This window comes from Micrococcus sp. Mcc28, assembly GCF_024519775.1.
Taxonomy (GTDB): Bacteria; Actinomycetota; Actinomycetes; order Actinomycetales; family Micrococcaceae; genus Micrococcus; species Micrococcus luteus.
The window spans coordinates 74,455-86,930 of the sequence record NZ_JALJRH010000003.1; the positions used below are offsets into that span (position 1 = coordinate 74,455).

General features: G+C 74.3%; 9 protein-coding genes. 6 read left to right on the forward strand and 3 right to left on the reverse strand.

Annotated features, from left to right (window positions below; all coding sequences use genetic code 11):
• The first annotated feature begins 19 nt into the window (after positions 1 to 19).
• Positions 20 to 1,618 carry a TIGR01777 family oxidoreductase gene (locus tag NR073_RS02230; protein ID WP_250203062.1) on the forward strand — a complete coding sequence of 533 codons (1,599 nt, stop codon included), beginning with the start codon at positions 20 to 22 and terminating at the stop codon, positions 1,616 to 1,618.
• 46 nt (positions 1,619 to 1,664) lie between these two features.
• Here the strand turns inward: NR073_RS02230 and NR073_RS02235 are convergent, their stop codons facing one another.
• Positions 1,665 to 3,512 (reverse strand): glutaminase, encoded by a 1,848-nt coding sequence (locus tag NR073_RS02235; protein WP_250203063.1) that lies wholly within the window; start codon positions 3,510 to 3,512, stop codon positions 1,665 to 1,667.
• A 66-nt stretch (positions 3,513 to 3,578) separates the two neighbouring features.
• Here NR073_RS02235 and hrpB point away from each other — a divergent pair, with 66 nt between their 5' ends.
• From hrpB to NR073_RS02260, 5 genes are all read left to right on the forward strand, one after another.
• Entirely contained in the window at positions 3,579 to 6,260 is a 2,682-nt protein-coding gene (gene hrpB, locus NR073_RS02240; RefSeq protein WP_102708610.1) for an ATP-dependent helicase HrpB, read from the forward strand.
• 86 nt (positions 6,261 to 6,346) lie between these two features.
• Positions 6,347 to 7,651 carry an extracellular solute-binding protein gene (locus NR073_RS02245; protein ID WP_242934128.1) on the forward strand — a complete coding sequence of 435 codons (1,305 nt, stop codon included), beginning with the start codon at positions 6,347 to 6,349 and terminating at the stop codon, positions 7,649 to 7,651.
• Positions 7,648 to 8,619, forward strand: coding sequence for a carbohydrate ABC transporter permease (locus NR073_RS02250; protein WP_041102962.1), 972 nt, complete (start codon positions 7,648 to 7,650; stop codon positions 8,617 to 8,619). The genes NR073_RS02245 and NR073_RS02250 overlap by 4 nt, the downstream gene beginning before the upstream one ends.
• Positions 8,616 to 9,518, forward strand: coding sequence for a carbohydrate ABC transporter permease (locus NR073_RS02255; protein ID WP_080695955.1), 903 nt, complete (start codon positions 8,616 to 8,618; stop codon positions 9,516 to 9,518). Before NR073_RS02250 ends, NR073_RS02255 begins: the two co-directional genes overlap by 4 nt.
• A 35-nt stretch (positions 9,519 to 9,553) precedes the next feature.
• Positions 9,554 to 10,846: an ABC transporter ATP-binding protein gene (locus NR073_RS02260; RefSeq protein ID WP_041102958.1), complete on the forward strand. Its 1,293-nt coding sequence runs from the start codon at positions 9,554 to 9,556 to the stop codon at positions 10,844 to 10,846.
• Between the two features lie 28 nt (positions 10,847 to 10,874).
• Here NR073_RS02260 and NR073_RS02265 read toward each other — a convergent pair whose 3' ends face one another.
• Both NR073_RS02265 and NR073_RS02270 read right to left on the reverse strand, forming a co-directional pair.
• Entirely contained in the window at positions 10,875 to 11,870 is a 996-nt protein-coding gene (locus tag NR073_RS02265) for a D-isomer specific 2-hydroxyacid dehydrogenase family protein (RefSeq protein ID WP_230956267.1), read from the reverse strand.
• Between the two features lie 33 nt (positions 11,871 to 11,903).
• The gene (locus NR073_RS02270; protein ID WP_036338196.1) at positions 11,904 to 12,425 is read right to left on the reverse strand and encodes a gamma carbonic anhydrase family protein; all 522 of its coding nucleotides are present in this window, start codon (positions 12,423 to 12,425) and stop codon (positions 11,904 to 11,906) included.
• Positions 12,426 to 12,476: the final 51 nt, after the last annotated feature.

Consider the following 12,476-nt stretch of genomic DNA (forward strand, 5'->3'; position numbering starts at 1 on the left):
CTGTGTCAGGCTGGCGTCCATGACCGAGATCCGCGTCTTCGAGCATCGCACCCTCCTGCGCCACCCGCGTGAGGTGGTCTTCCGCTGGCTGGAGAACCCCGGCGCGCTGGAGCGGCTCACCCCGCCCTTCGCGGGCGAGGTGGTCCAGGGACCCACGGACGGCCTCCGCGTGGGCTCCGAGTCGCGGCTGCGCATCCAGGCCCCCGGGGCGGCCGGCCTGTTCGCCGGCGCGGCCCACGGGATGCTCACCGGCCTGCTGCCGGACGCCGTCGCCTCCCGCCTGCCCGGCGGGGCCGCGCCCGCGGTGCCGTGGCGGGCCCGCCACACGGCCTACGAGGAGGGCCGCATGTTCCGGGACGAGATGGTCTCCGGCCCTCTCGCCTCCTGGCGGCACACGCACCTGCTCGACGACGCTGCGCCCGGTGAGGCGGACATGGCGGACGGCCGGCGGGGCACGGTCGTGACGGACCACATCGAGTACGCCCTGCCGGGGGAGTCCCTGGTGTCCCGCGTGCCCGGTCTGGGCGCCGCGGCCTCGCGCCGCACCCACGAGGCCTTCGAGGCGGAGCTGGGCCGCCAGTTCGCCTATCGGGCCCGCGTGATGGCCGATGACCTGGACTTCCACGCCGCCCATCCCGGCCCCCTCGTCGGCGGGCCGGCTCGCACGGTCGCCGTGACGGGGTCCGGCGGACTGATCGGCCGGCAGCTCTGTGCCCTGCTCACCACCGGCGGCCACCGCGTCATCCGGCTCGTGCGGAGCCCGAAGAAGGCCGGCGCGCTGGACGCGGCGCTGTGGGACCCCGGCCGGGAGACCGTGGACGAGGACGCCCTGGCCGAGGCCGACGTCGTCGTGAACCTGGCGGGCGAGCCCATCGCCGGCCGGTTCTCGGACGCGCACAAGGAGGCCGTGCACGACTCGCGCGTACGCGGCACGCGCACCCTCGTGGACGCGCTCGCCCGGATTGCCGCACGGGAGGGGGACGACGCGCGGGTGCGGGCACTCGTGAACGGCTCGGCGATCGGGTACTACGGGGCGGACGCGGGCACGGGCCCGTTCGGCAGCGGCCTCGTCGAGGATCTGGAGCCCGGGGACGACTTCCTCGCCGAGGTCGTCGCGGACTGGGAGGCGGAGGCCCGGCGCGCCGAGGCGGCCGGGATCCGGGTCGCGATGCTGCGGACCGGTGTGGTCCTGAGCCCGGCCGGGGGCATGCTGCAGCAGGTGCTGCCACTGTTCCTCGCGGGTCTCGGCGGCCCGGTCGCGACCTCGGGCGGGGAGAGCCACGACGGCAGCCCGTGGCTGAGCTGGATCGGCGCGGATGACATCGCGGAGGCCTTCGCCCACGCGGTGCTCGACGACGGCGTCACCGGCCCGGTCAACGCGGTGGCGCCCGAGCCAGTCACGGCGAAGGAGTTCGCCACCGTGCTCGGGCGGGTGCTGCGCCGGCCCGCTCTCATCCCGGTGCCCGAGGCCGGGCCGCGCCTGCTGCTGGGCGAGGAGGGCCGGGTGGAGACCGTCGCGGCCGACCAGAAGGTCCTGGCGGACCGGCTGGTCGCCTCCGGCTACCAGATGCGCGACCCCGAATTGGAGGGCGCGTTGCGCCACGTCCTCGGGCGGTGACGGGGGTGGGGGCAGCGTCCCACGGGGACGCTGCCCCCGCGGGTCGTCAGTCCTGCAGCGCGCCGGTCTCCCGGATGAGCTGGCCCAGCGCGGTGAACGCGTCGCGGGCCAGCGCCTCCCACAGGGCCAGGGCCAGCTGGGGGAAGCCCTCCTGGAGCGCGACCATCACCTGGGCGGTGAGGACTCGCGCCGTGACCGGCCCGCGCGCGCGGACGGTGGAGGGCTGGCGGCCGGGCTGGCCCAGGGCCATCTCGCCGAACGTCATCCCCGGGGTGAGCAGGGTGCGGCGCACGCGGCGGCTGCCCGTGCCCTGACCCGAGAGCTCCACGGTGCCGGAGACGATCACGTAGATGCCGCCGAACGGCTGGCCGGCGCGGCGGATGATCTGGCCGTCCGAGTAGACCCGCTCGTCCATCATGGACTCGAGCAGACGCGCGTCGTCCGCGGAGAGGTGCTGCAGCAGGGGTGCTAGGGCCGCCTCCTGGGCGTCCCGCGGCAGCAGGTGGGGGGCGTGCCGGGAGAGCAGCCGCTGCTCGGCCCACTGGGCGGCCCGCGAGCGGGAGTCGAAGAACACGAACTGCGCGCCCTCGGCGGCGGGGTCCACCCCCTCGGCCTCATCCTGCAGCGGCTCGGGCAGGTCCACCTCCACGGACTCCTCGACGGCCGACATCAGCTCCTTCATCTCGGCGGCGTCCCGGTCCACGACGACGACGTCGAGCCCGTTGCCCAGCGCGCGGGCGAACCACTGGGCCACCAGCAGGCGGGCCGGACGGGAGATGGAGCTGACCGAGCGCATGTCCACCACGAGCGTCTCGAGGGCCTCCGGCAGACCGCGGCTGACGCGGGCGATCGCGTCCACCTGGCTGAAGCCGAGGTGACCGCCCAGCTCCATGACGTGCACGGTGTCCGCGAACCGCCCGAGCGCCTCGAGGACGACGGCGCTGCGCACCGTGCCCGAGGGCGCCTGATCGATCCGGTAGTGGGTGCGCAGGGCCGCGCGCGGGGAACCGGTGACCACCGACGGGTGCAGCTCGAAGTCCTCGACGATGGTCCGCAGGGCTGTCATCGCCGCGGCGCCGAGCCCGTTCTCGTCCGTCGTGTTCGACTGCAGTGCCAGACCGAGGTGGCCCGGCACCACCACGAGCACCGTGCCGCCGCGCGTGGACGCCCAGCCGGGCTGGCCGACGTCGTACGCCCACCGGGAGTCCCGGGTGTCCATGCCGCAGGAGTCCATCGCGGAGAGCACGCCACGGACCGTCTCCTCGCTCAGCACGCGGTCCCCGGTGACGGGGTGGACGCCGCCGTGCGCGAGGGTGCCGGCGAGCAGGGCGAGGTCCTCCACGGTCACGGCGGCGGCACGCACCGTGGCGATGTCCTCGAGCAGCGTCTCGGGATCGGCGTCCAGGGTGTCGAGGGACTTCATCAGCCACGCAGCCGACCGGGTGTGGTGCTGGGCGCGGTTCTCCGCACGCGCGGCCGACTCCGTGACGGTGACCTCGCGGTCGAACAGGGCGGAGAGCAGCTGCATCATGCGTGCGGTCCGGTCGCGGCCACCGCGGCCCTTCACCAGGGAGGCCGTGGCCACCGCCCCCGCATTCTGCAGCGGGTTGTGCGGCAGGCCCGTGACGGCGTCCACCTCGACCCGGTGGTCCAGGTCGCGCACGGGGGCGGCTCCCACGCGCTCGCCCACCCGCACCGCGCCGAGGTCCTCGAGGGCCTGCGCGTGGAACAGGGGAGAGGCGAGCGTGGCGAGCGGCACGGGCGTCATGGATCCGGAGACGTAGCGGTGCCCGTCCACCAGGAGCATCGCGACGCCCAGCCCGTCCGGGACCTCCCCCTCGCCCGCGTGGGCCGACGTGAGGCGATCGAGGTGCTCCTGGACGGGTGTGGTCATGGGTCACAGCCTAGTCAGTGGGACGGTCCCGGGACAGCGTGGCGGAGGCGGGCACAATGGGTCCCGATGCCCACCCCCGTCGATCCCGTCTCCGTCCCCTCCGCCCTCTCCGCCGCCCTCGGCCGCCTCAGCGCTGGCCTGACCTTCGCCGCCGCCCTGCCCGACCTCGAAGCGGCGCTGGACGCGCGCGGGGCGGCCGTCGTCGAGGCGCCCCCGGGCACGGGCAAGACCACCGTGGTCCCGCCCGCGCTCGCGGTCCGGCTCGCGGACCACGGCGGTGGGCGCGTCCTGGTCACGCAGCCGCGGCGCGTCGCGGTGCGCGCGGCGTGGCGGCGGCTGCGCACGGCGGTGCTGGCCGCCGCGGCCGACGCGCAGCCCGGCGCCGACCCCGACGCGCAGGCTCGGCTCGGGGACGCCGCCGTCGGGTACGCCGTGCGCGGCGACGCGGCGGGCGGCGGGGCCTCGGCCGTCGAGTTCGTGACCCCGGGCCTGCTGCTGCGCCGCCTCCTCGCCGACCCCGGGCTCGACGGCGTGGGCGCGGTGGTCCTGGACGAGGTCCACGAGCGGGACCTGGACACGGATGTGCTCTTCGCCCTCCTCGCCGACCTGCGGCAGCTGCGTCCCGAGCTGGCGCTCGTGGCCATGTCCGCCACCGTGGACGCGGCGGCCCTGGCCGCCCGCTGGGCCCGCGGCATGGGGGAGGACGCGCCCCTGCCCGTGGTCTCCACCCCGGCCGTGCTGCACCCGCTGCGCGAGGAGCACACCCCCTTCCGCGGCCACCGCCTCACGGCCGAGGGCCGCGTGGACCGGGCCTTCCTCGACCACGTCGCGGCCACGGCCGCACGCGCCCACGCCGAGGCGCTCGACGCCGACCCGACCGTGGACGCCCTCGTCTTCCTGCCCGGCGTGGCCGAGGTGGAGGCCGTCGCGGGGCGCGTCGCCGCGCTCGCCCCGGACACCGAGGTCCGCGTCCTGCACGGCCGCCAGGAACCCGCCGACCAGGACGCCGCGCTCGCCGGCCGCGCCGACCCCGCCGTGCCGCGCGTCGTCGTCGCGACGGCGGTCGCCGAGTCCTCGCTGACCGTGCCGGGGGTGCGCCTCGTCATCGACTCGGGCCTGGCCCGCGAGCCGCGCCGGGACCGGGGGCGCGGCATGGCCGGGCTCGTCACCGTCCAGGCCTCGCGCGCGGCCGCCGGCCAGCGCGCGGGCCGCGCCGCCCGCCTCGGCCCCGGCACCGTGGTCCGCTGCCACACCGCCGCGGCCCTGGGCACCGCGCCCGCAGCCCCCACGCCGGCCCTCGCCGTCGTCGACCTCGCACCGGTGGCCCTGGCGTTCGCGGCGTGGGGCGCCCCGGGCGGCCGCGGGCTGACCCTGCCCGAGGACCCGCCGGCCGACGCGATGGCCGCCGCCGAGCGCACGCTCGCCTCCCTCGACGCGGTGGACGCGGACGGGCGCATCACCCCGCACGGCGCCGTCCTGGCCGAGCTGCCCCTGGACCCGCCCCTCGGCCACGCCCTCCTGCGCGCGGCACCGTGGACGGGGCCCCGCCCCGCGGCCGAGGCGACGGCGGCCCTCGCCCTGGACCTGCGCGCCCCCGGGGCCGACCTCGAGGCGCTGGTCGCGGCCGTGCGGGACGGCCGTCACCCGGAGGCCGGGCGCTGGCGGCGGGAGGCGGACCGACTGGAACGCCTCGCCCGTCGGCACGCGCACCACGCCCCGGGCGAGCCCGGGCCCGAGGCGGCGGCGACCGTGCGACGGCACCCCGCCGGCCTCGTGGCCGCCCTGGCCTTCCCCGCGTGGATCGCCCGACGCGCGGGGGAGGCGGGCGCGTACCTGCTCGCCTCCGGCACCCGCGCGGCCCTGCCCCGCGACGCCGCCGGCGGCGACCTGACGGGGCAGGAGTGGCTGGCCGTGGCCGAGGTCGCCCGCGTGGCCGGGGACGCGGCCGGCACGGGTGCCGCGATCCGCGCGGCCGCGCCGATCGACCGGACGCTCGCCGAGCTCGCCGGCGCGGGCCTGCGGCGCACCGAGGACACCGCCGACTGGCGCGGGGACCGGCTCACCGGCCGCCGCGTGGACCGGCTGGGCGCGCTCGTGCTGGCGGAGACGCCGGCCCCCGTCGCCCCCGACGCCGCCGCGCAGGCCGTGCGCGCCGCACTCGCCGCCGACGGCCTCGCCCGGTTCGACCCGAGCGGTCGGACCGAACGCCTGCGCCGCCGGGTGCACCTGCTCCACCGCGTCCTCGGCGCCCCGTGGCCGGACCTCTCGGACGCGGGGCTGCCCGGCCTGGACGCGCTGGTCGACGGGCTCGCGGCCGACCTGGCCGCAGGACGGCCCCTCACGCGCCTGGACGCCGAGGCGCTGCTGCGCGGCGCCCTGCCGTGGCCGGAGGCGGGGCGGCTGGACGAGCTCGCCCCCGAGCGTCTGCCCGTGCCGAGCGGGCGCGCCGTCGTCGTGGACTATCCGGCCGTCCACGAGGACACCCCGCCCGTGGTCGCCGCCAAGCTGCAGGAGTTCTTCGGGGCGCGTGTCACCCCCGCTGTCGCGGACGGTCGTGAGCCGGTGGTCCTGCACCTGCTCTCCCCGGCAGGTCGCCCGCTCGCCGTGACCGCCGACCTGCCCTCCTTCTGGGCCGGCCCCTACGCGCAGGTCCGCGCTGAGAACCGGGGGCGATACCCCAAGCACCCGTGGCCCGAGGATCCCGCCGCCGCGGAGCCGACCGCCCGGACGAACCGCCGCGCCCGCTGAGAAAGGGGTCCGCGAAACGTGCAGGAATCGCTGTGATGCGTGATGATGGCCGTCACATCCGACTCGCATCGATTGAGGTTCCACTTGTGAGACACGACACGCGGGCACGTCAACGGCGCCGGGCCACGCTGGCCGGCGCCGTCGCCGCGGGCGCGCTGATCCTGGCCGGGTGTGCTCCGGCCGAGCAGACGCCCACCCTGACCTGGTACACCAACCCCGACGACGGCGGGCAGGCGAAGATCGCCGCCCAGTGCACCGACGCCGCGAACGGCCGGTACAGAGTCGAGACGTCCATGCTTCCGACGGACGCCGCCTCCCAGCGCGAGCAGCTGACCCGCCGCCTCGCCGCGGGCGACACGTCGATGGACATCATGTCCCTCGACCCGCCGTTCGTCCCCGAGCTCGCCGAGCCCGGCTTCCTGGCCCCCGTGCCGGAGGAGATGCAGGCCTACGCGAAGGACAACGCCCTGGAGGGCGCCCTCGCGGCCGCCAGCTGGAAGGACGAGATCGTCACGGTCCCGTTCTGGGCCAACACGCAGCTGCTCTGGTACCGCAAGTCGGTCGCCGAGGCCGCGGGGCTGGACATGTCCCAGCCCGTCACGTGGGACCAGCTGATCGAGGCCGCCCGCAGCCAGGACAAGGACCTGGCCGTCCAGGGCGCCCGTGCGGAGTCCATGACCGTGTGGCTCAACGCGCTCATCGAGGGCGGCGGGGAGCAGATCGTCCCCAACGCCGAGGCGCCCACGGACGAGGTCACCACGAACCTCGACTCCGAGGCCGGCCGCACGGCCGCCCGGATCATCTCCACGATCGGCAAGGAGGGTCTCGGCAGCGCCGGCCTGCCGACGCAGGACGAGAACGCCTCCATGCTGCTCTTCCAGGGCAAGAACGGCTCGTTCATGGTCAACTGGCCGTTCGTCTGGCCGGCCACCCTCGGCTCCGTGGAGGAGGGCTCGCTGCCGGAGGACCTGCCCGAGGACATCGGCTGGGCCGTCTACCCCCGCACCGTCGAGGGCAAGGACGCCGCGCCGCCCGTGGGCGGCATCAACCTGGGGGTGGGCGCGAAGTCCGAGCACCAGGACCTCGCCTGGGACGCGATCTCCTGCATCACCACCACCGAGCACCAGAGCCAGTACTTCGTCGAGAACGGCAACCCGCCCGCCGACCCGGCGGCCTACGACGCCCCCGAGGTCGCCGAGAAGTACCCCATGGCGGACACCATCCGGGAGTCCCTCGATCTCGGCGCCCCGCGTCCGCAGACCCCGTACTACAACGAGGTCTCCACCGCGATCCAGCAGCGCTACGCGCCGCCGTCGGGCGTCACCGAGTCCACCCCGGCCGAGACCGACGACTTCATCCAGGAAGTCCTGAGAGGGGAGCGTCTGCTGTGAGCCACGTCGACACCGCACCCGCCGCATCCACCCCGCGCGCCGCCGAGGGGCGCCGCCCCCGCCGGGTGAAGTCCCAGCGCGCGAAGTCCGAGGCGCGTCTCGGCTGGCTCCTGGCCGGCCCCGCGTTCTTCGTGATGCTGTTCGTGGTCCTGTACCCGATCCTGCAGGCCCTCTACGACTCGCTGTTCAAGTACCGGCTCACCGCGCCGGGCGACCGCGAGTTCGTGGGCCTGGGCAACTACGGCGTGATCCTCACGGACCCCGTGTTCTGGAAGGGCCTCGGGGTGACCTTGCTGATCACCGTGGTGACCGTGGTGGTCGAGCTCATCCTCGGCTTCCTGCTGGCCCTGGCCATGCACCACGCCATCAAGCAGACCCGCGGCCTGATCCGCACGATCATCCTGGTGCCGTACGGCATCATCACCGTGGTCTCCGCGTTCGCGTGGTTCTACATGTTCTCGATCGACTCGGGCTACATCAACGCCTGGTTCGAGTGGCTGCCGGGCGTCGACGCGGACCTGAACTGGTTCGCGCAGGGCAGCACCGCGCTGTTCGTGATCATGCTCTCCGAGATCTGGAAGACCACCCCGTTCATCTCCCTGCTCCTGCTGGCCGGCCTGGCCCAGGTGCCGGGCGACCTCACCGAGGCCGCCTCCGTCGACGGCGCCTCGTGGTGGCAGCGGATGAAGCTGGTCATCCTGCCGAACATGAAGGCCTCGATCATGGTGGCCGTCCTGTTCCGCGCGATGGACGCGTTCCGCATCTTCGACTCCATCTACATCATGACCAACGGCGCCTACGGCACCGAGGTCCTCTCGCTGCTGGCCTACCGCACGTCCATCGGCCGGCTCGAGATCGGCATGGGTTCGGCGGTCTCCGTGATCCTGTTCCTGTGCGTGGCCCTCATGGCGGTCATCGCCGTCAAGGGCTTCAAGGTGGACCTGGCCGACCGAGGAGGTTCCAAGTGAGCACCGCCGCATCCGCTCCCGCCCCCGAGGGCCGTGCGCCTGAGGGCCGCGCGCCCCACCGTCGCGGCACCGGGAAGGCCACCGCACTGTGGTGGATCCTCACCGTCGTGATCGGCGTGTGGTGCCTCTTCCCGCTGTTCTCGATCTTCGCGACCAGCTTCAAGACGCCCGCCGACCTCGCCAACGGCAAGCTGCTGCCCACCCAGTGGTCCACGGTGAACTACGAGGAGATCTTCGTGGGCGGCTCGCGCGAGCTGTTCCTCACGGCGCTGCGCAACTCGATCGGCATCACCGTGATCGCCACGATCATCGCCGTCATCCTGGCCACGCTGTGCGCCTACGCGATCGCCCGCCTGGACTTCCCGGGCAAGCGGATCGTGCTCACGGTGTCCCTGATGGTCTCGATGTTCCCCGTCATCTCCCTGGTGACGCCGCTGTTCAACATGTGGCGCACCCTCGGGCTGTACGACACGTGGGTCGGCCTGATCATCCCCTACCTGTCCCTGACCCTGCCGATCTCCATCTGGACCCTGGCCGCGTTCTTCCGCCAGATCCCGTGGGAGCTCGACCAGGCCGCGCAGGTGGACGGCGCCACCCCGCTCGAGGCGTTCCGCAAGGTGATCGTCCCGCTGGCCGCCCCCGGCGTCTTCACGACGGCGATCATCGCCTTCTTCATCGCCTGGAACGACTTCGTGTTCGGCATCTCCCTGACCTCCACCGAGACCGCGCGCACCGTGCCCGCCGCCCTGGCCTTCTTCACCGGCGCCTCGCAGTTCGAGTCGCCGACCGGGGCCATCTCGGCGGCCGCGATCATCGTGACCATCCCGATCGTGATCCTGGTGCTGGCGTTCCAGCGTCAGATCGTGGCCGGCCTGACCAACGGCGCGGTGAAGGGCTGAGGCCCGCACACGAGACCTCCTGAAAGGACCCCCCGATGGCCTCCATCACCCTGAACCACATCGACAAGACCTACGACGACGGCTTCCACGCCATCAAGGACGTGAACCTGGAGATCGAGGACGGCGAGTTCGTCATCCTCGTGGGCCCCTCCGGCTCCGGCAAGTCCACGCTGCTGCGCATGATCGTGGGCCTCGAGGACATCACCGACGGCGAGATGCTGATCGACGGCCGCCGCGTGAACGAGGCGGCCCCCAAGGACCGCAACCTCGCGATGGTGTTCCAGAACTACGCGCTGTACCCGCACCTGACGGTGTACGAGAACATCGCCTTCCCGCTGCGGCTGATCAAGGACAACAAGCCCTCCGAGGAGGAGATCGACCGCAAGGTGCGCGACGCCGCCCGCGTGCTCGAGCTCGAGGACCACCTCGAGCGCAAGCCCGGCAACCTCTCCGGCGGCCAGCGTCAGCGTGTGGCCATGGGCCGGGCGATCGTGCGCGAGGCGGACGCGTTCCTCTTCGACGAGCCGCTGTCCAACCTGGACGCCAAGCTGCGCGGGCAGATGCGCGCGGAGATCTCGCAGCTGCAGCGCCGCTTGGCCACGACCTCCGTCTACGTGACGCACGACCAGACCGAGGCCATGACCCTGGGCGACCGGGTGGCCGTGCTCAAGAAGGGCGAGCTGCAGCAGGTGGCCAGCCCGCGCGAGCTCTACGAGCAGCCGCTCAACCTGTTCGTGGCCGGCTTCATCGGCTCGCCGTCGATGAACTTCCTGCCCGCCTCGCTGAAGCAGAAGGAGGGCGGCCACGTGCTGTCCTCGCCGATCGGTGACATCCCGGTGCCGCCCGAGAAGGCCCGCGCCGCCGAGGGGCGGGACATCGTGTTCCTCGGCCTGCGGCCGGAGTTCTTCGAGGACGCCGAGCTGGTGGAGGACAGCCGCCGCGACCGGGGCTCCACCTTCGACGCGACGCTCACGCACCTGGAGTGGCTGGGCCACGAGCAGTACGGCTACATCGAGTTCGAGCCGGACCCGGCCGTGGCCGAGATGCTCTCCGCGCTGGCCAAGGACCTGGATGCGGATGAGCTGCGCCCCGTCGTCGTGGCCACCCTCTCCGGCGAGTCCCGCGCCCGGCCGGGCACGCCGACCCGCCTGTGGGTGGACACCACGCGGGTGCACCTGTTCGACCCGACGACCGGTGAGAACCTCACCCGCGACCCGGAGGTCGGCGCCGAGCTGACCCGCCGGGCCGGCGAGGAGCGCCGCCGCCAGATCGAGATGGCGGCCGAGCGTGACGCCGCCGAGCACGAGGCGGACGCGCCGCGCCGCTGAGCCGGCGCCGCGGGACGCCGGGGGCGGGTCAGTATCCGCCCTCGGCGTCCACCAGGCCCTCCAGCTCCGTCCCGGCCGCGCGGGCCCGCAGGTTCCGCTCGACCCGCGCGTGGAGCAGCGGGACGCACATCTCCGGGGTGTCCGCCGTGTGCGGCGTGATGAGGGCGCGCTCCTCGGTCCAGAGCGGGTGGCCGTCCGGGAGGGGCTCGGGGTCGGTGACGTCCGTGCCGTAGCCGTGCAGCCGGCCCGCCGCGAGGGTCTGGACGACGGCGTCCGTGTCCACCAGCGCCCCGCGGGCGACGTTCACGAGCACGGCGTCCTCGTCCAGGAGGGCGAGGCGGTCGGCGTCGAACATGCCGCGGGTCTCCTCGGTGGCCGCCGCGGCGATCATCACGACCTGCGCGCCGGGCAGGACCTCGTCGAGGCGGTCGGTCGTGACGGTGCGGTCCGCGCCGGGCACGTCGCCCGCGCGTCGGCGGACCGCGGTGACGTGCACGTCCCAGGTCTTGAGCAGGCGGATGTACTCCTGTGCGATCCCGCCGCCGCCCACGACCACGGCGGTCAGGCCGTTCAGGGTGCGACCGGAGGAGGGGCCCCATGTGGTGGCGCGGACGCGCGCGGGCAGGTCCCGCAGCAGGGCCAGGGTGAGCAGCAGCGCGTGTTCGGCCACCGGCGGCGCGTACGTGCCCTTGGCGGACGTCCACACGATGTCCGGGCGGCTGCGCACGAGGGGGACGAACGGCTCGATCCCGGCGAACGGGAGCTGCACCCAGCTCACGTGGGGGTGGGCGGCCAGGGCCGCGGCGAGCGCATCGACCGGGATCGGGCGGACCATCAGCAGGGCCGTGGCGGAGGTGTCGCCCTCGGCCACGGCGGTGCCGCCGACGTCGGCCACGGCCTGCTCGGCCAGCCGCCGGGCGTGGGCGTAGGGGGTGTCGGCGACGTCCTGCGCCGCGGGGAGGATGAGCAGGCGCTCGGGGACGTCGTCGGGTCGGGTGCGGGGGAGAGTGGAAGTGGTGGGCATGGTGCCCACCGTCCCACATCCTCCGGGCCTGGTTCAGCCGGCGACGGCGTCCCGGTGCGCGGCGGACAGCCGCAGGTAGGTGGCCGCGTTCTTCTTGAGGCCCTCCCGCTCCTCGTCCGTGAGGGGGCGGCGGACCTTCGCGGGGACGCCCGCCACGAGCGAGCCGGCCGGGACCTGCGTCCCCTCGAGCACCAGGGCGCCGGCGGCCACGAGCGAACCGGCGCCGATGACCGCGCCGTTCATCACCGTGGCGGACATGCCGATCAGGCAGTCGTCCTCCACGGTGGCCCCGTGCACCACGGCGGAGTGGCCCACGGAGACGCCGGCGCCGAGGGTGCACGGAAAGCCCTCGTCGGCGTGCAGCACCACGTTGTCCTGCAGGTTGGTGCCCGCCCCGACGCGGATGGGGGCGGAGTCGCCGCGGGCGGAGGCGCCGTAGAACGCGGAGGAGTGCTCGGCCATCTCGACGTCGCCGGTGATCGCGGCGGTCGGGGCGAGGAAGACGGACTCGTGGATGCGCGGGGTGGCACCCGCGACGGTGATGATGTGGGCCATGCCACCAGCCTAGGCGGGCCGGACGACGGCGCCGCGTGGCGCCGTCGTCCC

What these genes read in the sequence shown, in the direction of transcription:
- NR073_RS02265 (WP_230956267.1), bottom strand. Translation starts at nt 11,870, where the DNA reads ATGCCCACCACTTCCACTCTCCCCCGCACCCGACCCGACGACGTCCCC.
- hrpB (WP_102708610.1), top strand. Translation starts at nt 3,579, where the DNA reads ATGCCCACCCCCGTCGATCCCGTCTCCGTCCCCTCCGCCCTCTCCGCC.
- NR073_RS02270 (WP_036338196.1), bottom strand. Translation starts at nt 12,425, where the DNA reads ATGGCCCACATCATCACCGTCGCGGGTGCCACCCCGCGCATCCACGAG.
- NR073_RS02260 (WP_041102958.1), top strand. Translation starts at nt 9,554, where the DNA reads ATGGCCTCCATCACCCTGAACCACATCGACAAGACCTACGACGACGGC.
- NR073_RS02230 (WP_250203062.1), top strand. Translation starts at nt 20, where the DNA reads ATGACCGAGATCCGCGTCTTCGAGCATCGCACCCTCCTGCGCCACCCG.
- NR073_RS02235 (WP_250203063.1), bottom strand. Translation starts at nt 3,512, where the DNA reads ATGACCACACCCGTCCAGGAGCACCTCGATCGCCTCACGTCGGCCCAC.